The following is a 20,788-nucleotide window of genomic DNA, read 5'->3' as shown; positions in this document are numbered from 1 at the left end:
AGCAGCTCAGAGGCAACAAGCAAGCGGCCGTAGCTCAATGGATAGAGCATCTGACTACGGATCAGAAGGTTGGGGGTTCGAGTCCTCCCGGCCGCGCAGCAGGTCAAGGGCCCATCGTGATCGTCGCGGTGGGCCTTTTTTGATCTTCATACAGCAGCGAAATACAGCAACCTCATCAGCCGGTATCGAGTTGCAGCCGATCGCGTAGCCTCGACTTGGATCTTGGTGAAGGTGCCCCATCGTCACCCGTCTCGAAAAAGAGCAACAACGACAGTGGGCAAGGCCTCTACGGCACAACGCCGCTGGTGACCCATCAATGACATGTGAGTGCCGGAGACCCCCCCAGATTGATGATCTGTTGGAGGAGCCTCCGGCATCCGCAAAAGGAACTATTGTGTGATCGTTTTGCACGCGACGGGCAGCGAGACCGCTATCGCAAGAGTCAGCAGCAGGGCGCAGAGACGGACGGTGTCGCTCGTGCTTCGAATCGCGATCTGCACCGTCCGTCCGGTCTGCTTGATTGCCTCCAACCGCCAATCAGGTGTGTATCTGGACATGGCATCCTCCTTCCACTGTGGTGATCGGGCGTGTGAGACAGCACCATATGCGCGACCCAACGCAAGAAGGTAGCTCGGGTAAACACGAGGTGATCACGGAAATCCAGGCTAATCGGATGGAATCTCCGTCCCCGGAGGGTAAATCTAACCCTGGTTAGATGAGATCAGTACCGGACGGGCCGATATTGTCTAGGAGCGACATGTCGACTACTCGACATAAGGTTACGATCCTCGGGTGTTCAACACCGATGTTCAGTCCGGTAGTGATGAGTCCAACCTGGAGTTACTTCGGGTCAGGATTCAGAGCGCGAGGAACTATAACGATCTCACCGAGGATCTGATTGCGGTAATTCAAACAGCAAAGGGAGTCGCGATTGATAGCATAACCATCCATGGTGAACGAGGAAGTACCACATTACGGTTCTATTCTATTACGATTCAGGCCCAGGCTGATCCTGGTGAAAAGATAGCTGTCGTTATGCCATGGTATTCGGATGGCCATACCGAGAACCTGAATGTGGACGAGTTTATTCAGCGGGAATTAAGAGAAATCAAGCCGCTGTGGGAAGTCGGTGCTTGTGCACCTTCTAGGAGATCATGGTTCTATGAAGATCCCGAGCAGGCGCTCGCTATTTATATGCAGATAGTCAGAACCTATTTGGGTCGCAAAGCGAACAATGCCCTTAAGGGGCGGCAGTTGGCACTAGAAGATGTGTTCAAGCATGTATTTTCCGACTTGTTTGAGCTTGAGGGGAAGGCGTTGCCAGCCGACCCCCAGGATAATTTCACCAGTCATAGGACGGTTAATCTAGGAAATCTGGCCGCCGCTGCGGTGGAGGCGCGTTTGGGCGGCGCTTCCGTGAAAGTTCGCAGACGGATAGCGGTTGATCTGCATCGGAATGGTGAAACGAATATTCGAAGGATCTCGAAATTGACAGGGCTTTCCCGTGACACGATTTACAAAGAGCTGGGATCGGAATAGCTCGGTCGGATGCGCTCAATTCAGACATGACTGCGATGCCATTCGGATCGGTCATCTGCCCGTGCACATTCAGTGCCCGCTGCGATCATCGCAACGGGCCTGAATCGTAGCACCTGTGGACAAGGTAATCTGTTCAGCCGGTGTCGAGGCTCTGGTTTAGTCGGTCGAGGGCCTTCCGTGTTTCTGGACTTGGGATCTGTGTGTATACATTCATTGTCATCGAGATTTGCGAGTGGCGAAGAATGCGCATTGCCACGCGAGGATGAACATTGAGGGCGGCCAGAAGCGAAGCGCAGGTGTGCCGAGTGTCATGCACTCGAATTCGGGGAACGCCAGCTTTTGCGCAGTGTGCGTCAAACGCGCGGTTAAGATTGCGTGGTTCGATAGGCGTGCCATTTCGAGTAGTAAACACAAGATCTGACCCCCGCCACTTCTCGCCAGCCGTCTTCTCGGCACCTTCCTGTATGCGTCGGCGATGTTTGAGCGCCGCAACGCAGAGACCAAGCAATGGAAGTGAGGCATCCGAGTCTTCCGTCTTCGTTGTGTTCCGGTGGAGAAGTTGACCGCCAACGCGTGTGAGCTGACGAGAAATCCAGAGTTGTTCGCCCGGCAAGTCGACACAGTCCCAGGCTAGGCCGAGGACTTCACCTCGGCGGAGCCCGAGAAGCAGGATTAGTACATAGAGCGCGTAGAGCGGGTCGTCTGTGGCCCTGAGATGTTCGAGGAAGCGCCGGGCCTCGTCGACTGACCACGTGGTGTGCTGCCGCTTCTTCTTGGTCTTGCTCGCGCTGGGCAGGGTAGCGAGCCCGGCAACGTTTCTCGAAATTACTTCTTCCCTAATGGCGTTGCCGAGTGCTGACCGGAGGACGCGGCGGATGCCTGCGATCGTGCTCCGAGACGGATAGCCCTTGCAGCATTTACCGACCGAGCAGCAGCGCCGTTTGTTCTCAGGTCGTTTCTGGTCCTTCTTCTGGTCGCAGCAGGTGCAGAGCGTGGGCAGGGTGTTCAGCCAGGTCTGAACGTCGCGGACGGTGAGCTTGTCCAGACGTTTCTTGCCCAGGCCGGGGATGATGTACAGCCGGACCAGAGGCTCGTAGGCGACATAGGTTGTCGGTTCGCGATTCGGTTGGATCACCTCGTCGAGCCAGCGGGTCAGGTAGACGGCTACGGTGGGGCACTTGGTGGGCACCGGCCCTTTGCGTGTCAGTTCATGGAGTTTGAGCCACTTCTCGTGAGTCTCCTCACGGGTTTTCCCGTAGGCCCACTTGCGGGTCTTGTTGCCCTCGGGCGTGGTGACCCAGACGTAGCCCGCCCAGCCGTCCTTGTAGGGAAAGATCGAGCCTTCCCCCGTTTGACCGCTTGCCCATCAGAGGCTCTCCTCACAGAGTCGGCTCACGTAGTCGTCGATGGCGGATGCGGGAATGCGGCGGCAGCGGACGCCAACGGTGATCGAGGTGAGATCTCCGGAGCGGATCAGGTTGTAGATGGTCCAGCGGCTGACCCTGAGAACAGCCATCGCATCGGGGACGGTCAGGAGCTCAGAAGTCATGGGGGCCACCAGGCCGACTTGAAGAGGTACTGGTCAGGGCACCGGCAATGACGGCGTCTCCCACCGACATGCCGCGTCCGGCGCATTGCCATTCCGCGACCACCAGGACGGTGTCTTCTTCGAAGAGTGGGAGTCGTCCCGTGGTGATTGCGTCCTGGCGTTGGTGTTCTTCGCGGGCGGCTCGTAGTGCGCCCAGGGTGGTGGAGTATCGGCGGCTCTTGGTGGAGAAGTGGCCGCGGAATCCAAGCATGTGGGCCCATTGGGCGAGCCGGAGTTCGGTGAGCTCGTCGAGGGCTCCGAGGCGCAGACATTCGGCGATGAGCCGTCTGGCGTGTCCGCGAATGGGGTGTTGCGCGACGCTCGCGATGACCACGTATGCGACGTTCGCGGTGACCATCAAGATTCCGACAATTCGGGCAGTGGTCGGAGGTCTTCGGAAGGGTTCATGGACACGCTGTCGCTGTCCTGCTCATGCTGACGCGGTCGGCGTCATGGCGATGACCGGGATGGTCATCGCGAGTGTCGCCGGTCACGGTGGTACCCGAATCGGGGCATGGCAGAGCCGGGCGTGGCTCGGTGTTCAGTCCGCGCGGGCGTCCGCGAGGAAGTGACCGCCGCAGATCATGGCAGCGATTCGCCACAGGCAGACCGATTCCAGACGGTGTCGCCGGGCGGTGGCGACGGCCGCGGCGAACAGCATGTTCAGCGCGTCGGCCAACGCTGAGCGCAGCGGGGCGAGTCGGCCGAACATGTCGGGGTCGATGTGGAACAGGGCGCCGGCGGCTCGCCGGCGGATCCGGTCGACGCTGCGCCTGGCCTGGCGTAGCCACCGGCGGACGGTCTCTTCGGGGATCTGCAGGCCGGCGGCGATCGGGCGGTGCCCGAGGCCTTGGGCGGCGTGGCTCAGCAGCGCGGTGCCGACGATGCTGAGGCCGTAGCCGCTACGCGGTGGGCAGGCGACGGGGATCAGCACGTGGGTCACCCCGCAGCCGCGGCAGCGGGCGCGAGCAGGACGGACGCTGTGCGGGCCGTCGGCCTGGCGGACGGCACGCGTTCGGGCCGAACCCCACGGGCCGAGCCTGGCGGGGCAGGCCGGACACGACAGCATGCCCTTGGCCAGCGCGGCGCGGGCGGCGTCCTCGTTCAGGACCACGATCAATGCTCGTCCTCGGTTCCATCCGGCCAGCGTTACCCAGCGGCACGGACGCCGGGAGGGGTCAGCTGGTGTTGCACCGGGCCGGACCCTACCCGCCCGTCATGATCGGTTCACCGGAAGCGGCGAGAACGACAGCATGTCCACGAACTGCGAGGCACGATCAGACGCTCACCTGCGGCGATGTGGTTCATGCTCACCAGCGTGTCGCGTCACCATGTCTACTACTCTGCCCAGTCCTCCGATCACGGATGCTCACGCCGGATGACGGGAGAGCCCTCTCACGTGACCACAGGAAGTGACGGCTAACATGGGGAGAGCCGCCAAATCGTCCATTGGGTTCAGTCGCCGGTCGAGCGTGCCCACACATTCGGCCGCCTTCGTGGCGTACTTGGCGATATAGGCGGCGACCGCCTGTTCAGTAAGTTCGCCGTTCATAGTGATCTGCCGTACGTCGAACTGGTCGCCCCACCGCAGGAGGTGGGCGCTTTTGCCGGGAACGGTGGCCGGGACGGAGATGACGCCCGCCGCATGCCGTACGGCGTCGGTGAGCACATCGGCGGTGGCCCACGCCGGTGCGGTCGAGTCCGGCCCGGTGGGGCCGTCGAGGCGGATCACCGCATGGAAGTGGACGACGCCACGGCGCTGGTACTCCGCGACTTTGGCGAAGGAGATCGCCAGGCATTCGCGGAGCTCCCGAAGGGTCAGACCGGCGCTCTTGGCGACGTGGCGGCGCATGGCTTCGGTGAAGCGCCGCCACAGCTCAGGGGCTAGGGCGTTGAAGAGGACCGAACCTGTGTAGTCATAGCAGTCGGGGCACAGCGGTTCGCCGAGCCGGTCATCGTCGGGCCGGTGCTTGGCCGTGCAGGACATCACCGTGCCGTGCGGGCAGGTCACGGCGTCCCGCCGGGCATGGCACGGGAGAGTCTTGCCGTTCTTCGTACGGTGGACGTGGACCGCCCCGAAGGAGGGCAGAACGGGTCCCGCGAGTAGGACAACACCATGTGGAAGGAGTAGACCTTGCCGATCCCGGCATGGGCGAGCAGGTCGCCTTCGTCGCCCCAGTCCACCTGGGCTTGGGCACCCGGCGTGGTCTCGAACCGGCGATGCAGCCCGCGCATCCGCTCGGTCTCCACCTCGGTGCCGGCCTCGGCGGCCAGACGGGGCCGCGCCTGGGTCACATACAGCTTCACCCGCTGGTAGGAGCGGTCATAGCCGTGCTCGGCGACCAGTCGTTCGTAGAGGACCGACGCCTTCATCGTCAGATCAGCGCGGAGCATCGCGTCGATCACTCCCGTGTACGGGGTGATCACCTGTGGCTGGGTGCCCTTGCGCGAAGGTGCGGCCGGAGGAGTCGCCCCGACTGGTTCGGTGAGGTACTTCTTGACGGTGCGCCAGTCCACACCGCACGCCTCGGCGATTTCTTTGTAGGTGGCGCCCGCCTCGTGCAGGGCGCGGAACCGTCGTATGTTCATCCAGGACTCCGGATCCAGGATCATGAGAGTGGTCATCTTTCGGGTTGTCTGCTTGGCCGCCGACAATCCGAAGGATGATCAACTTCATGGCGAGTAGTCAGGTCAACTCGCCGGAGCCCCACCGACACGTGAGGTCGTACCGTCAGCTACATGTGAGGTCGTACGCGGACACCCGGTCAAACTCGGCGATCAGCGTGCTGATCCTGGCCAGAGTCCATCGCTGGTCCTGCCACCCGTGCGCGGCCGGACCGCGTCCCAGCTCCGACACCAGGACCGCGATCTGCCGGTCGTCCAGCCGGCACGGCGATCCTTGTGGTCCTTTGGAGGCCAGCGCGGCCTTCCCGCCGTTTCTTCCAGGCCCGATGCCACAGGTTGGCCGACTCGCGTGTCACCCGCAGCTTGTGGGCCACCTGCGGTGGCGTGAGTCCGGCCGCGAACAAGTCCGCCGCCTCAAACCGAACCTGCTCCGGCTTCGTCCGGCCCTCCGCCGTCAACCCTCCACATCCGGGTATCGCATACCTCGGTTGTACTGCTTAAACACATCGATGTAATTGACCGGTGACGCTACGAAACTCTACCCATTCAAGATCTGTAGGATCGTCGTAACAGAGTTATAACGAAGAGTTCGTGGTACCGGACTGACCGACATGAGCGGCGCAAGCTGGCGCTTATCCGACCTGGAGCGGCACTGTCCTAGACATGCCCGCGCCATATAATTGTGCGTCGCGTTGTCCGCGCTACAGCGATCCATCATTTTAGCGAACGAGGTCCCAAGAGTGAGACTGCTTCGGGAATTTACCACGAGTAATGTGCTCAACCGTTGGATGGTCTCTGCTCTATCTTCAATAGGAATTTTAGCAGCGGTTGCCGGTATTCTGGATGCTTTCTTTCCTGATGTGTTCGAACCAAGGGGCTGGGCTTATCTGGGGATCGTTTTCGCAGTCTCAGTTCTGTGGGCAACGTTCGATGCATGGCCGCTAGAAAAGTACACGAGAAACTTTTCGGAATTGAACACCACAATAACGATCGAAATTGGAGATCTTTTCGAGCAGCCGGGTCACCTAGTTATTGGAATGACTGACACGTTTGATACAGCGTTGCCGCGAATTATCACGGAGCGAAGTATTCAAGGGCAGTTGCTGATGCGAGAATATGGAGGAAAGGTAACAAAGCTTGATCGCGAAATTGCTCGAACGCTAAAAGATGTGCAACCGATCAAGGTTGAAACGGTTCAGAACAAGCCTGACGGCAAGAGGAAGCGATATTCTATTGGTACTGTGATTTCGTTAGGTTCTGTCCACAGGTATTACTACTGTTGTGCGTACAGCTATATGAGCAATGCACTGGTTGCACAGGCCACCCCAGAGTCACTGTGGACGGGACTATTCAATGTCTGGCAGGCAGTTAGAGATTCTTCTCAGCAAGCCACAGTCTCTATGCCTCTTGTTGGTTCGGGGTTAGCTAAGCTGTCCAATCAGTTATGTCGCAAAGATATACTAAGGCTGATACTTTTATCGTTTGTAGCAGCATCCCGCGAAAGGGTGGTCACGAAACATTTGAAGATCATTATACACCCAGACGATGTGCGTGATATCTCTATGATGGAGCTAATTGAGACTCTGAAAGGGATATAGATGTATTGGTGTCAGTACAAGGGGATGCAATAATGCCATCGGGAATTCGAGAGTTGACCATCTTTATCGCCTCACCTAGCGATCTTGACAGTGAGAGGGAAACGATAAGGAGCGCGGTCGACAAGATTAACATTGCGGTCGGCGCAAACCATGACCTCAGGCTGAGGGTAACAACTTCCGAGAATGCTGTAAGAGATTACGGGCGCCCTCAAAGCCTGATCAATCCACTTGTGCGTGAGTGTGATCTGTTCATTGGGCTTCTGAGTCGCCGATGGGGAACTCCAACGGGTGAATACGACTCTGGTTTCGAAGAGGAGTTTGAAACGGCGATAAGTCGTCGTCGTAACGAAGATCGACCTCAAATCCTAATCTGGTTCAAGCAGCCCTCGGCCGAAGAACTGTCCGATCCTGGCGAACGGCTGAAGAAGGTTCTCGAATTTAAGTCCAAGTTGGAGAAGGAGCACATTACTTACATTCAGACGTTCCGGGAGATTGCGGAATTCTCTGATCAGCTCCAGCTCTCTCTATTCCGCGCGGTTCTGAAAGAACTTCAGCATGATCAGATTCATTCTCCCGAAGGGTCAATGTCCAGCGGCCATGCGATTGCTGAAGCTCCCTCTGAACAGCCAGTTGATGAAGCTCGTGAGCAGATCGCGTCCACGCTTGAGGCGTACCTCAGCTTAGTGACTGGGAAAGCGGGTGAGCATCGTTATGATTCGGATCGGTTGCTGCTCTTCTCGCTCGCGGCTAGCAAAGATGATGAGCCGATTCCACCTCACACGGCAAACCGCCTGTATTCCAGAAGGCAGGATATTTCACTTTCTGTAGCTGAACACCGTCTTTGGACGCGAGGATTTCTATCAGATCTTTGGGTTGGAAGAACTGATTCGACGCGGCGCGTACTTCCTTTCTGGTACTTCCTGTCGCCCTATGAAGGATGGACTCTAGAGGACCTATCAGACTATGTCTATCAATTTCTGAATGATAGTGATCTTTCTGTAGCTTGTGGGGCTCTTGAATTTATGCGCCGGATCGTGATCCGTCCGAAAGCGCTATGGGGCGATGTGACAACAGACGCGGCCATTGATCATCAGGACATAGCTATACAAGTTCCTGGTTCAGTTGTCGAGCGGTGGCAAGAGATGCTGAATGGGGGAGGCCGGCAGGAAGCAGCCATCTCTTATTTGGCCAGCATGGCAATGAGCCGTGATGTTCCACTTTTGAACATTCTCATTGCTAAAGTTATTGATCCTACCATTGTGGTAGACGTGAGAGCCATACGGGACAACATCTGCGGAGATCCTTCTGGGCTGATTGGTCTAGCAGTGAAATCATTTGGTGTTCCTTTGGAATGGCAGCGCACGCTTATTCTGCATGGGGTGCCGACAGCGAATCCCTCGAATCTTGAAGCTTTGCTGCACGGGCGTCACAAGGACGATGGGCTTCGACTCCTTGCTTTCGAGCAATTGTCAAAGATGGGTAAATTAAGCGCAGATGGACTTGCTGCTCTCTTATGGGCGGAAGATGTTGAGCTACAACATCGTGCTCTTCAGTATGCGTTGAGGGATGAGACGCCAGATTATCGGTCGGCTGCCGGGAAGGCGTTTGCTCAAAAGTCCCCATCTGATAAGCAGAAGCAGAGGGACCTAGTTCTATTGGCCCTAATTTCGACTGCAAGTGAGCTGGAATCTATGGCCTTTGGGCCCACCAAGAGCATTGATGCTTGGGAGGCGCTATGTCTCCAGGCTAACGAAAGTAATCTGGAATTGGCGAGAAAGGTATTCGACGCCGATGGTGATGAATTTACAGATGTCCTAAAGGGTGTGGCCAATATTGATTCGGATGTGCTCGATTATATAGCTGCAAAGGTTCGTAAAGCGTCGCTGATATATCTTACACGTGTTAAATCATCCAGCCGGACTGAGGGTGATGGCGATCGTGCGAGGAAGGAATTTCATAGGAATCACTGGCTGACGCTAGAAGCTGCAAGATTTGCACTAGCTGTTTTGGGTGCTGGTCAAGATGTCACGGCCCTCACAGTTGCGCAGGAGCGAGACTACGTCCGCGACCCGCGTGTCTGTAGGGCGTTGATTGATCTGGCCGGCACTAGTGTCGCAAAGAAGTTGATACAAGGAAACAACGCCCGAGACGCTGAAATCGCAGCCACCTGGCTAGCCAATAGTCCGGCTGCGTCTGAGCCGGACTTCCTTGATCTACTTTACAGCGCTCATGGAAATGTGAGAATGATAGCGCTGAGGGCTCTAGCTGCGCGTTCTAGCTATGAAGAGCTCATAAATCTGATGGCTTCTTATCGCCAGAGAGCGGAGGGTTACTTTTACAACGTAGTTGTGGAGCTGGACAGACTGCTTTATGCCCCGGGGGGAAAGCATCCACTTCATCCGAAGCTTTCGATTGATTTGCCGATAATATAAGTCATGTCCCCTCGCGGTTGTTGCTCTACCCACTGAACGTGCCGGTTCTCACTTGCCCGGGCGTATCCATTCACGCCTGTGATTGATCAGGCGTTTTGTGGTGGCATCCAGGAGTTTCCGGACAGGGCGTCGCGGAGGGCATCCAGCGGGTGGATGCCGTGGTTGCGGGCGGTGCCGAGGTAGGAGCGGATGAGGCAGTAGCGGGCGGCGGTGCGCACGCTGCGCCAGCAGCCGCCGATCTTCATCTGTAGTTTGACCATGCGCTGTGGCTGCTCGCAGGGGTTGTTGGTGAAGGGCACGGCGAAGTCGACGGTGAAGCGCCAGACCTGCGTGGCCCGGGTCTGCGGCCGTCGTGCCAGGATGTAGCCGGGATGTCGGCCATTTGGCCAGTCGCGATGGGCGTTGGTGGCGATGCCCCAGGCCACCGCCTCGTCATAGCGGGCGCGCAGCCCGTCCAGAACCTCCGCATCCACGACGCTGAAGCCGTCGGCGCGGGCCTTGGCGACCGCGGCCTTGGCGTCGGTCAACGCGCTCATGACCGGCTCGGTCCAGCAACGCTGCACCCGGCTGCCGTCGGCGTCCAGCTCGCCGATGCCGCGCAACGATCTGAGCAGATGCGCGCAACACAGCTGCACTGCGGCCAGGTCCTTGTCGTACTTGGCGTAGCCGGTGTAGTCGTCGCGGACCAGGGTGCCACGATAGCCCGGCAGAATCCCAAAGCCGTCCAAGGCGTCATGGCCGCGGTTGTCGGCGGCGCCGAACCAGACCAACCGGCCGGCGCGGGCGGTATAGACATACAGCAGCCGATCCTCATCATCGGCGGCGACCCTCGCCGGAGTCTCGTCGTGATGCAGCACCGGCGCAGCCCGCAACGCGTTCTTGAGCGCGGTCTCGAACGCGGCCAGCCGTGAGGCGACGCGCTTGACCAGGCCGCCGGTGAACCCGGTGGAGACCGGCGCGTCCAGCAGCACGCCCATCAGATCCGCGGCCCGCTCGATACTCATATGCCCGGCGCAAGCCAGCAGCGCGGTCGCGGCGCGGACGTTCGGGCCGTAACAGCAGGGCCCGGCCATCCCCGCCGGGGTGGCCGCCCGGGTCGTCCGACGACAGGCCGGACAGGTCACCTTGACCATCCGATATTCGGTGACCTGGAGTTTCACCGGCGGGGTGTCGAACACCTGCACCCGCGCGGCGACCTTCCCCCGCAGATCGGCCAGCCTGTAGCCGCACCCGGCGCATGCTTGGGGGGTGATGATGGTGATCTGACCCGGATCGCTCCGCCAGGCCAGCGCGTGCCCCTCGTGGCCGGCCTGCCCGCCGCGCGGCCGGGGCGAGCGCTTCTTCGGTTTCCTGCCGCGTTTAGCCCGCGCTGCCGGGCCGTCTGAGCTCGGCGGCATCGAGGAGTTGGAGGAGTCCATCCCCACCCGACGTTTCAACTGCTCGACCTCAGCCAGCAACGCGGCGATCACCCTGTCCCGCTCGACCAACGCAGCCAGCAGTTCCTCACGGCTCCAACTCGCGGGATCGGGGGTCACCCGCTCAAAGTATGACGACCCATCCCAAGATCCCCGCATTCATCGGAAACCGGCGCGTCTACCCCAAACCACCTTCAGCTCAGCGGCAGGCGTGAATGGATACGCCCGGGCCGCTTCTGTTCCGCGGAGTTGTTGCCATCATGCTCACGAGTGCGGTGGCGGGGCTTGTCGTGGGTACTCTCAGCGCTCTTAGAAAAGTCCCTGCCATCCCGCACCAGACCGACAAGTAGGACGAGAACGCCGCCGAAGCTACCGCGCGGGTATTACCAACGGTTTGGTTCCATCCCCAGTTCAAGAAAGGTTTCGGGTGGGGACTCGGAGCCGCTGCCGTGCTCCTTGTAGCGGACTCGCCATCACCAACGACTCCACACCTAGGCAGTCGACACCCACCCCCACATTTTCGGCTACCGTTCCCCAGTAAGACGCCCCTCCTTGAGATGAGGCGACGGTAGGCGGCGACGATGGCGACGAAGACCTGATCGAGAGCTAACTCAGACTTGTGTGTCCCTCCTACCCAAGCCCGCTACAAAGTCGACCCGAGGCGGGCCGAGGGGGCCCCATTCGTCGAAGCTGGATACTGCGTTTCTAACCAGGACGCGAGTGGCCGACGTCCACTCCTCGGCCGTGGTGGCGAACAGCAGTTGGTCGGCCCGAAGCCAAGCGGCCGCACGGCACTTCTTGAGTACCTCCCGCTTGCCCTTCTTGCCGGTGAGCTCGCCGGGGCTCTTGCACTCTGCCACGGTTAGGACATCGTCGGTATACACCACCAAGTCCACCTCGACTTGTGGCTGCTTCCCCCGCAAGAACTCGACCTCCTCCACGTCGTCGAACGTCCCGCGCTGCTCCTTTCGCTGCTTCATCAGGTATGCCGACAGCAGGGCGGACACCTCGCCGTGTGCGCTCAATACATGCCGCCCCACCGGGTACAGGTCGTAGAACCACGTCGGTTCGTCTGCGGGAAGCTTCCATGCGTGCCGATCAAGGTCGTTTAGCGCGTCGCAGCGGATACACGGCCAGCGCTGGCCGAGTTTGTCAATTGTCTGGAACTGCTTCTGCTCACAGGTCGCGCAACCGAGCACCATTCCTCGCCGTAGCACTCCGGCGCGAAGCGCCGCATCGACTTGATCGCGGACGTCGGCCAGATCCAAATCAGCCACTCGGGCACAGATCCCGGCGAATGTCAGCACACCCTCGGTCGATGAGAGCGAGACACCATCATTGTCGGGATACGCCTTGTCGCTTGTTGCGCTGGTCGCAAGCATGGCGCGAATGGCTGGCAGCAACGGGCCGCCGAACAGGTCGACATATTGCCGACGCCCGCCAAGCATTTTGGCCAGGAGCGAGGTGCGTCGTCCAGCGTCGCTGGGCGACGCAGTGAGGTTGTGTTCGGCTGCTTTCGCTCGGATCCACGCGGCAAGGCTTAGGTCTCGGAGCGCGGCACGTGCGAGTGTGTTCTCCGACCGGGTTCCTGCCAGAACGACGTCATACCGTCGCGACTGATACGTCATGCCGTGGCGACTGCTGCGCGCCCATGTGTGCATGAACGCCGGGCGGTCGGCGAAGAGCTCTTGGCTGTCTAGGCCGCGTCGGCGCACGGTGTGGCCCGGCTGCCATTGAACGTCGGTATGCCACTCCAGATCCGAGTGCGTGGCCAGCTCAGTGCTTACGAGCACCGGTGCCGGCAGCGGCGCGGCCATTCGGCGCGTGCCGTCCTCCGCCACGGCTATCGGCACGGTGACCTGACTATCCCACTGATCCTGCACGGCCAAGCCGACCGTCGCCCCCTGCCGCCACGACAGCTCCAGGTTCGGGATGGCAGTGATGGTGATGTCTTCGTTCCCTGGACCTATTGTCGGGAATGCGGCCAGCAGGCGGTCACGCGTAAGCTCAAGATCACCTTTTGATCGCGACATCGATGTGATCACCAGGCGACTAGAGTGCCGAGCGAGGTCCCGCGCGATCCTCATCACGCCATATCCGATGGGCCACGGCACGGTGTCCTCGTCCATGCCCAGCACGGGCGGCAGCCAGTAAGCGTTGCCGAATGTCAGCTGCCAGAGGCGCGACAGCGCGAAATCCTCCGCGCTGTCGCCCACCACCAGGAGCCCCGTACGGCGGAAACCGAGGCCGGTGACGATCTCGACCAGATGCGTCTTGGTGCGCTCATGCGCGGTCGGTGTCGTCCGTCTGTCCACCCCGAAGGCCGGGCCAGGATGCCACAGCAACTCGTTGGGCGCTACGCCGCCCGGCTGGCCTAGGAGCCAGGACGTTAGGGCGGTCCGGACATCGTCATCAAGCTCGGGTTCCTCCGCGTCGCGCGACGGCGAGGCGGCAACCCCAGCATGGGAGGCCACCGCGGCACCGAGCGCGCCGCCCCAGCCTGTCGGGCAGGCGAGGACAGAGGCCTGCCACGTACCCGGCATGTCAAGGACGCTCGCGAAATGGCCACTCGGCTCCTCGTCCAGTGACATGACGTGCTCATGCCACCCATCACCCGCCAACCGGGATCGGTAGGACGAACACGCGCCGACAATCTGCTCCCGAGCCGCCTCGTCCTCGTTGCTCGGCACATCGTCAGTACGTGCCATGGCGAGCAATCGATCCCGATCGGCTCCTTCAAGGGGTTGGCCGTCCCCTCCGCCTATCGAGATGAAGCCGGGATAGAAGTGCTCGACATCCGCGACCGTTGGGCTGTACGTCACCACGAAGTCTGGGTCGTACGCCTCGCACGCCCGCAGCAGCACTGGCTTCACGCGCCCGCCCTGGTGCGGGACAACCGCGAAGCTAGCACCGCCCCAAACCTTGTCCGCGCGATAGAGCGCGCGGCGCACCCAGTAACTCCAATGCTCGCCACCCGTGACCACGATGATGACTCGCGGCGGACGCGGGGTAATACTGACCGAGGCGTACGACAGGGTCTCGTTGGAAGTCACGTCCGAACTAAACCATGGCCTACCGACAGTTACTCCATCAGTACAACATCGGCGACTGCCGCAGACGCATGGACCAACATCGGTCGTTGCCCACGGAAAATTGGGTGAGGACTGGTGTTGCCAGCGCAGAGGGGCAACCGCTGTACAGCTGCCCGTACAGCAACACCGCCTTACGTCATCACACGTCACCACGCCGTATCTACCGCCTGAGCAGTGCGATAAGCCATCGACGAGGTAGCTGCCCTTCCCTACGGATCAGAAGGTTGGGGGTTCGAGTCCTCCCGGCCGCGCATCAGAGTCCCCATCAGCTAATACGCTGGTGGGGATCTTTTTGTCCCCCCACTATGGCGCTTCGTAACCATCTGATCTTTCAAGATCGCTTACGGGCTCTACCGATATGTCTGACACCCCCCGCAACAGCACCCCGTACGGCTAGGGCCTGTACAGAGTCCGGATCTTCATGCAGGTCGGAGCTCCGGATCCACAAGATGGCCCGCGTAGCTGGAGACCGGCGAGATAGCTTGTCGAACCGGGAGGCCGGACCGCGCCACTCCTTGATCCGTTTGGTGCAGCGTTCGGCTGTGTTGCGCTCCTTGTACTCACCAGGACCGCCGGAGGCTTAGCGCGCGAACTCGCGCGGTTCCTCAACCCCCGAATCCCGGTAAACGCCCGTTGGCCCGGCGCAACATCCCGGGCTCGCCGGGACCATGACCCGTGACACCGGGACGCGGCATCGCCGACCCTGACGGTCATGAGGACGAAGGCGGTCAGCAAGAGCGGGCCTGACGGCCTCCGCGGCGACCTGCCTCATCGGCTCCCTGACGGAATCGGCGTCCGCCTGGGTCGCGTGGAGCGTCGGCGCATGGTTCGCCGTCGTGGCGGCCGCGATCAGCGTACGGCGACATCGCACGGCACTCCCGCCGTATGCCGACCGCTGTCGCCCTCGCCCTGGTGTGCGTGGTCGCGGCGGCGTCGACGTTGCGGGTCGCTGATCAGCCGTGGATTGTGGGGCACCTGATCCCGCTGTTTGGTACGCCCTGCTCGCCGGAGCGATCCGATTACGCATGTCGAAGAGACGGACCGGCATTACAGAGCCACTGGAGAGTCAACGGTGAAAACTGGTGTTCCATGACTGCCCGTATCGGTGCGATGGGGGGCGTTGGTCAGCGGCGTCATCGGCCTGATCGCGGTGGTCTTCCTTGTCCTGTTCTACGTCACCACGAAACCCTGGACCGATCCCCCGGCGAGAGCTGGTTCGGCCTAGCAAATGACATCCTCACCCCGGTCCAGTACCTCGCGCTCGTGCCGGTGATTCTCGGCCTGGGACGCCTCATGACCGGCGACGCCCGAGCTCGCGTGTGGACCAGGGTCGGGCTCGCCGCCGCCGCGCTCATCGTGCTCCAGGTTCTGCTGCTCACGGGCGCGCTGCCGTTCCGGTTCCAGGTCGTCCCTGTGAGTTTGAGCGCCGTGGCGACCATGTGCTGGGCCGGTGCGATCGGCGCCGCAGGAGCGCGTACCCGCACGCTGCCCGCGACCGTGACCCGCCTCGGCCGCATCATCGTGATCGGGCTACTGATCACCGCAGGGGCACTCGCGATCGGCGCCTTCGTCACGGTGGTCTTCGACGTGTCCTGGGCCTGGGTCGCTGGCGGGATACCGGGTGCCGTGAGTTGGGCGCTATTGCCCGCCTGGACCCTGATGCTCGCCCTGAACCCAGTCAAATCGAGTCCCGGAGCTCAATCTCCCGAACCGGCCGGGACATCAACCCCGTGACGACGGGACGCCCCGTCCCCAACCCTGACGGTCATGAAACGCAGGCGGTCAGCGGGCCGGGCTTGGTGGCAAGTTTCGTCCGCTGGACGCGGTCGTCTTGGACAGGCCCGAAGAGATGCCGATCGCGGGTGGAGAACGCAACCACGGCCCCTGACCAGTGTGCATGTGGTCAGAGGCCGTGAGTCGCCTGCGCGTACCGCCACTCGATGGCGAGCCGGTCGGACCGGCCGCCCCGCTTCCCGTTAGCCGCGGCAACGCGTTCAGTTTTAGGGGCTCGGTGCTAGTAGACGACGTAGCAGTTGACGCCGTCCGACTCGCGGTAGCACTTCGCCGTCTCGAGGCCGTTGATCTTGGTGTAGACGTTGGCGTTCAGCCTGCGCCACGATCCGTGGAAGTTCAGCCAGTAAGCCTCGTACTGGACCGTGAACGCGTCGGTGTCAGCCCAGATGTTCCAGCTGTAGGTGTGGCCGTTCATGCTGCGCGTGTCGCAGTTGCCCCCGGGGTTCACCGGGTTCCAGACGTTGCCCCCGCCCCAGTTCCAGATGTTGCAGTTCGACCCCTTGCCGACGTTGGTGGCGTTGATGTTCGCGGCGACGACGACGTTCTGGATGCTGTCGTAGCGAATGACGAGACCGCAGCACTCCACCGCAGCGGAGGCGTTCGCCGCGACCGGAGCCTGGAAGCCTACGGCCGACACGGCCAGCGCGAACGAGATGGCGAGGTAGCGGACTAAGCGGCGCTTTCCTGGTCCCATGTGTGGTCCTTAATCGAGGTCTGGGAGTACGACGATCAGGTCGGGCGCCGATGCATTGGTTGCTCGCGAACGAGTCGGCGTCCGTCCCCCGTAACGTGAGACAGAGTGACAGCAACCGCCACCACCGACAATGTCCAGACACTCTCCTGGGAAGCTGGGACGAAAACCCTCCTCCCACCTGCACGAACCCAGAGAAGTGGGACGCCTCACCACCATCGGCGCGTTCGCCGTCAGCCTGTTAGGACCGAGATTCGATGAGGATCGGCTCTTCGGTGACCGTGATCGAATCTCCTGGCTGGATGGCCTCCGTGGTGCCGTCCAGTCGACGCACCGCGCGGACGCTAGGGCCGGCCGTGGTCTCGGCCGTTCCGCCGATCGTCCAGCGGATCGTCGCCTTGTGGTGATCCCCGGGCTTGGCGACGGTGACCTCGCACTGCCAGACGTTCTCTGGCAGGTTGATGGCCATCCCGTGGCCGCATGACCGGCTGCTGGCGTGGATCAGCCACCGCTGCAGTTGTTCCACTGCCAGCGCGGCGCGGGTGGGGACTCCTCCTACCGCTTGCAGGACGATCGGGATTTTGGTGCCGCCCCAGTTGTAGAAATACATGCGTTCGAGGTTGAAGTTGCGCGCGTACAATCCGGTGAGAAAGAAGCGCACGGCATAGTTCTGGGCTCTGGTCTCGTCCAGTGACCCCTGCAGCGGAATCGAGTAGGTGGTGCCGGTGTTCCACAGCCGGGGATGGATACCGGCCTCGTGGAACGTCCGGTCGACGGTGGTGACGAGTTCCAGCATGCTTTCCGGCGGGTCGGACGGGGTGCGTTGGTAAAGCTTGATCCCGGCGACGTCGCAGTAGCCGTACCCACCGAGCGTGGCGAACCGCTGAAGTTTCTGACGGCCTTCGGCGGTCCACAACTGCCCCATACCGGGGCATATTAGGGTCGCTTTGGGGTCCGCCGCCCGAATGATCTGGCTGGCTCGGCGCGTCATCTCCACCAGGCTTTCCATGCTGCCCGCGTAGAATCGTCGATCGTTGCCTAACACCCACAGCTCGTAGGCCTGGATGCGCCCTCGGTAGCGCTTCACCACAGCGCGTACGAATGTGTCCCAGTCGTTCAGGTCGTCTGGCGGCGCCGCTCGCGAGCCGTCCGGGTAGGGGGCCAGGGGACCTGTGGGACTGGCCCACGCGGGAGTGCCACCCGCGACGAACAGCACGGGGAGCCCGGCCTTTTCTGCGCCGTCGATGTGCCGGTCAAGCACTGACCAATCGAACGTGCCCCGCTCCGGCTGGATCTCTGCCCAGCGTGTCCCGCCGTCCCACAGGCGCACCGCGCCGACCCGGAACGCCGGCATGGCCCCGGTCGCGCTGTTGACGGTGACACCGAAGAGCGTGCGCGGCACCGGCGCCTCGGGCAGGGTCCACGAGGGGCCGTTCACCCATTGCGGCGTCGGCCGGATAGATTGCCGCATGGGCGATGTGCTCGCCGTCAGGACGAACGCGCACAGGATCACCAGTCCCATACCGAGGAACGTGAATCCGTGCCGTACATCGATGTACCTGGATCGCCACGAGATCACGCCCCTCGCCAACGGATCCGGAGCCCTCCCGGCCGCCTCCTGATCCAGCAGGTGCCGTCCCGTCACCTGCTGATCCGGGGTCGGTGCGTGCTCGGCGGAGCCGATCTCATCAGGCTCTGTGGGATGTTGCGACGGCACGAACTTCCCGCCGTGTTCCAGAGAGGTGATCGCGTGCGTCCAGCGCCGGTACAGCTCATCCAGCTCGGCTTTGGTCGCACCACACGCTTTGGCGATGCGCTCTACCGTTCCATAGTTGTCCGGTACGATCTCGCCGCGGCAGTAACGGTGCACCGTGGATCGGCTCATGCCGGTGCGGCGTCCCAATGCCTCGTAACTGCGGCCGCTGCGCTGCTTCAGCTCGGAAAGCAATTCGGCCAGATCTTCCGCCGACGCTCCTCCCACCTCTCACCTCCCTTGATCCGGAATGGTGGAGCCTCTTAGGCCGACATGAAGGATTGAGGTGACCTTGGGAATGTGGACATAGGGGTTTTATGTCGCGAGTGGGAGCTTAGCGGCTTTCTGGTGTTGCTGTTCGCCGCGTTGCTCGGCGCGGCTGATGGGAGGCTCCGGGAGGGCTTGGGCCAGCCAGCTACCTTGCGACGCGGAATCGCAGGTGCGTCACGTGCGGTGACTCGATCAACCTATTTCGTTCCAGCTCGATGTGATTGGTGCCTAGGTGGTCGAACAGCCGGGTGCCTGAACCGAGCAGCACGGGCACCAGTTGAATCTGAATCTCGTCCACGAGCCCGGCCCTCACGAACTGCTGTGCGGTGTTTGCCCCACCCATGATGAGGACGTTCTTGTCGCGCGCCGCCGCTCGGGCCTGCCGGAGCACGCTCTCGATGCCGTCAGTGACGAAGGTGAACGCTGCGCTTTTCATGACCAACTGTTCGCGGGCTTGATGGGTGAGCACGAAGCAGGGCACGGGGAACGGGGTGTCCCCCCACAGCTCCACTCCCACGTCAAACGTGCGTCTGCCCACCACAACGGCTCCGGTCGATGCGAAAAGCTCCTGTGCGACCTGGGCGTCCACTCCATTCGGCGATGTGCCGCCAGCGGCTACAGCCCGATCCGAACTGCTGTTGAACAGCCACTCGTGGAGCCGCTCGCCGCCTTCGCCCATGGGGTGCTCGACGGTCACATCGGGTCCGGCGCTGAAACCGTCCACCGACACACTCATGTTCAGCACGACGTTTTCCATGAGGTTCTCCTTTCGCTCGTTCCTTGCGGTACCAACAGGGGCGCGGCCGAAGCGGCCGTCAAGTGATGTCGCCGGCCCTAAGGTCGAGCCACGCGGGGGCCAGCGCGGTGAGCAGCACGATGGCGGTGACGGCGAATCCCACGGGGTAGCCCATCGGCACGGTCAGGAGGCCGAACACGACTGCCCCGACGCCCATCCCGCCGTCGTAGGCGAGGTTCCACAGCGCGCTTACCCGACCAAAGTCGGACTCGGGGGCGCGCTCGAACATCAGTGCCAGCGTCACGTTTTGGGCCAGGCCGAACCCGATCCCGAACAGCCCCATGCCGGCCATCACCGCGATCGGGCTGCCCACCCAGACGAGCACGGCCGTGCCAACGGTGGCCGCGAGCACTGCGGGGACGAGCAAGCGGGCAGCGCCATGACGGTCGCCGTACCAGCCCGCGCCCCAGCGTGCGAGCGGAGCAGCGCAGGACTGCACGAGCAGAGCCCCCGCGGCCACCTGATGCGACTCGGCCGGTACGGCCACGGGGAGGAAGGTCAGCAGGGCGCCGGCCGCCAGTGTCACGGTGGCGAAGATGACCATCGGCCTGGCGAGCCCACGGATACGAAGGGCGCCGAGAACGCTGGCGTGCTCGATCCGAGCCGACCGGGCCGGCAGGCCAGGTACGGCGGCCAGCGCGAGCAACGACAGCGCCGCCCCGGTGATGAACACCGGCCCGTACCCGACGTTCCCGACCAGCCACAGACCCAACGGCAGGCACACGATGGACGGGACCCCGACGGCTGCGCCGTACAACCCCAGCCCCTCGCCGCGGCGATCGGTCGGCACGAGCTCGGCGACGAGGGCCGCGCCGGTCACAACGACGATGCCGAGCCCTGCGCCACGCACCAAGCAGACACCTAGCACCAACGGCAGTGAGGAGGATGCCACCAGTACCAACGCCGGCGCCCCGAGCAGAAGCAGGCCCGCGGCCATCACAGCGCGGTACCCGTACCTGTGCAGCAGGCCCGGCACTGCGAACTCCATCAGTACGGTCCCCAGCATCAGTGCGCCGGTGGACATGCCCGCGCCCGCGCCGCCCACCCCGGCCGTGGCCACATACAGGGGGACGACCGACAGCAGCAGATAGAAGCTCCCGGGAGAACACACCGACATGATCAGCAACAGAACCATCGGACGGGTCAGGATCGGTTGCCGATCCACGACATCCCCGAGACGAACCGCGACCCTGCC

General features: G+C 62.0%; 17 protein-coding genes and 1 tRNA gene. 5 read left to right on the top strand and 13 right to left on the bottom strand.

Annotated features, from left to right (window positions below; genetic code table 11):
- Positions 1-23: 23 nt before the first annotated feature.
- Together Amac_RS04760 and Amac_RS04755 are read left to right on the top strand one after the other, a co-directional pair.
- Positions 24-96: transfer RNA gene (locus Amac_RS04760), tRNA-Arg, on the top strand.
- A gap of 696 nt (positions 97-792) precedes the next feature.
- Entirely contained in the window at positions 793-1,539 is a 747-nt protein-coding gene (locus Amac_RS04755; protein WP_155353076.1) for a hypothetical protein, read from the top strand.
- Positions 1,540-1,672: 133 nt separating this feature from the next.
- On the opposite strand, the gene Amac_RS04750 is transcribed toward Amac_RS04755, so the two are convergent.
- From Amac_RS04750 to Amac_RS57830, 7 genes are all read right to left on the bottom strand, one after another.
- A complete protein-coding gene (locus Amac_RS04750) occupies positions 1,673-2,728 on the bottom strand; it encodes a site-specific integrase (protein WP_246268079.1) in 1,056 nt (351 codons plus the stop codon).
- Between the two features lie 177 nt (positions 2,729-2,905).
- Entirely contained in the window at positions 2,906-3,088 is a 183-nt protein-coding gene (locus Amac_RS04745) for a helix-turn-helix transcriptional regulator (RefSeq protein ID WP_155353074.1), read from the bottom strand.
- Positions 3,078-3,485, bottom strand: a complete 408-nt coding sequence (locus Amac_RS04740) for a replication initiator (protein ID WP_174900142.1) — start codon at positions 3,483-3,485, stop codon at positions 3,078-3,080. The genes Amac_RS04745 and Amac_RS04740 overlap by 11 nt, the downstream gene beginning before the upstream one ends.
- Before the next feature lie 183 nt (positions 3,486-3,668).
- Positions 3,669-4,247, bottom strand: coding sequence for a helix-turn-helix domain-containing protein (locus Amac_RS04735; protein WP_155353073.1), 579 nt, complete (start codon positions 4,245-4,247; stop codon positions 3,669-3,671).
- 249 nt (positions 4,248-4,496) lie between these two features.
- The gene (locus Amac_RS04730) at positions 4,497-5,216 is read right to left on the bottom strand and encodes a replication initiator (protein WP_307729700.1); all 720 of its coding nucleotides are present in this window, start codon (positions 5,214-5,216) and stop codon (positions 4,497-4,499) included.
- Positions 5,135-5,752, bottom strand: coding sequence for a hypothetical protein (locus Amac_RS04725; RefSeq protein ID WP_155353072.1), 618 nt, complete (start codon positions 5,750-5,752; stop codon positions 5,135-5,137). The genes Amac_RS04730 and Amac_RS04725 overlap by 82 nt, the downstream gene beginning before the upstream one ends.
- 140 nt (positions 5,753-5,892) lie before the next feature.
- The gene (locus Amac_RS57830; protein WP_425544311.1) at positions 5,893-6,210 is read right to left on the bottom strand and encodes a helix-turn-helix domain-containing protein; all 318 of its coding nucleotides are present in this window, start codon (positions 6,208-6,210) and stop codon (positions 5,893-5,895) included.
- A 282-nt stretch (positions 6,211-6,492) separates the two neighbouring features.
- Between Amac_RS57830 and Amac_RS04715 the strand changes: the two genes are divergently transcribed.
- Positions 6,493-7,350 (top strand): macro domain-containing protein, encoded by an 858-nt coding sequence (locus Amac_RS04715; protein WP_155353071.1) that lies wholly within the window; start codon positions 6,493-6,495, stop codon positions 7,348-7,350.
- Between the two features lie 53 nt (positions 7,351-7,403).
- The gene (locus Amac_RS04710) at positions 7,404-9,782 is read left to right on the top strand and encodes a DUF4062 domain-containing protein (RefSeq protein WP_170322324.1); all 2,379 of its coding nucleotides are present in this window, start codon (positions 7,404-7,406) and stop codon (positions 9,780-9,782) included.
- Between the two features lie 86 nt (positions 9,783-9,868).
- Here the strand turns inward: Amac_RS04710 and tnpC are convergent, their stop codons facing one another.
- Together tnpC and Amac_RS04700 are read right to left on the bottom strand one after the other, a co-directional pair.
- Positions 9,869-11,317 (bottom strand): IS66 family transposase, encoded by a 1,449-nt coding sequence (gene tnpC, locus Amac_RS04705; protein ID WP_170322323.1) that lies wholly within the window; start codon positions 11,315-11,317, stop codon positions 9,869-9,871.
- A 491-nt stretch (positions 11,318-11,808) separates the two neighbouring features.
- On the bottom strand, positions 11,809-14,250 hold the full coding sequence (locus Amac_RS04700) for a hypothetical protein (protein ID WP_155353068.1): 2,442 nt from the start codon (positions 14,248-14,250) through the stop codon (positions 11,809-11,811).
- A 1,302-nt stretch (positions 14,251-15,552) separates the two neighbouring features.
- Between Amac_RS04700 and Amac_RS04695 the strand changes: the two genes are divergently transcribed.
- Positions 15,553-16,023: a hypothetical protein gene (locus Amac_RS04695; RefSeq protein WP_155353067.1), complete on the top strand. Its 471-nt coding sequence runs from the start codon at positions 15,553-15,555 to the stop codon at positions 16,021-16,023.
- Between the two features lie 280 nt (positions 16,024-16,303).
- On the opposite strand, the gene Amac_RS04690 is transcribed toward Amac_RS04695, so the two are convergent.
- The 4 genes from Amac_RS04690 to Amac_RS04675 form a co-directional block, all read right to left on the bottom strand.
- Positions 16,304-16,777: a hypothetical protein gene (locus tag Amac_RS04690; RefSeq protein WP_155353066.1), complete on the bottom strand. Its 474-nt coding sequence runs from the start codon at positions 16,775-16,777 to the stop codon at positions 16,304-16,306.
- Positions 16,778-17,015: 238 nt separating this feature from the next.
- Entirely contained in the window at positions 17,016-18,755 is a 1,740-nt protein-coding gene (locus tag Amac_RS04685) for a helix-turn-helix domain-containing protein (RefSeq protein WP_155353065.1), read from the bottom strand.
- Between the two features lie 187 nt (positions 18,756-18,942).
- Positions 18,943-19,554: a dihydrofolate reductase family protein gene (locus Amac_RS04680; RefSeq protein WP_155353064.1), complete on the bottom strand. Its 612-nt coding sequence runs from the start codon at positions 19,552-19,554 to the stop codon at positions 18,943-18,945.
- Between the two features lie 58 nt (positions 19,555-19,612).
- The gene (locus tag Amac_RS04675) at positions 19,613-20,728 is read right to left on the bottom strand and encodes an MFS transporter (RefSeq protein WP_218040884.1); all 1,116 of its coding nucleotides are present in this window, start codon (positions 20,726-20,728) and stop codon (positions 19,613-19,615) included.
- Between the last annotated feature and the right edge of the window lie 60 nt (positions 20,729-20,788).

The organism is Acrocarpospora macrocephala, assembly GCF_009687865.1.
GTDB classification, from domain to species: Bacteria; Actinomycetota; Actinomycetes; order Streptosporangiales; family Streptosporangiaceae; genus Acrocarpospora; species Acrocarpospora macrocephala.
This window is presented reverse-complemented; position numbering and strand designations above follow the sequence as displayed.

Bases quoted from the DNA above. Each gene is read 5' to 3' on its own strand.
- Amac_RS04745 (WP_155353074.1), bottom strand. From the start codon at position 3,088: ATGACTTCTGAGCTCCTGACCGTCCCCGATGCGATGGCTGTTCTCAGG.
- Amac_RS04740 (WP_174900142.1), bottom strand. From the start codon at position 3,485: ATGGTCACCGCGAACGTCGCATACGTGGTCATCGCGAGCGTCGCGCAA.
- Amac_RS04725 (WP_155353072.1), bottom strand. From the start codon at position 5,752: ATGACCACTCTCATGATCCTGGATCCGGAGTCCTGGATGAACATACGA.
- Amac_RS04690 (WP_155353066.1), bottom strand. From the start codon at position 16,777: ATGGGACCAGGAAAGCGCCGCTTAGTCCGCTACCTCGCCATCTCGTTC.
- Amac_RS04680 (WP_155353064.1), bottom strand. From the start codon at position 19,554: ATGGAAAACGTCGTGCTGAACATGAGTGTGTCGGTGGACGGTTTCAGC.
- Amac_RS04675 (WP_218040884.1), bottom strand. From the start codon at position 20,728: ATGGTTCTGTTGCTGATCATGTCGGTGTGTTCTCCCGGGAGCTTCTAT.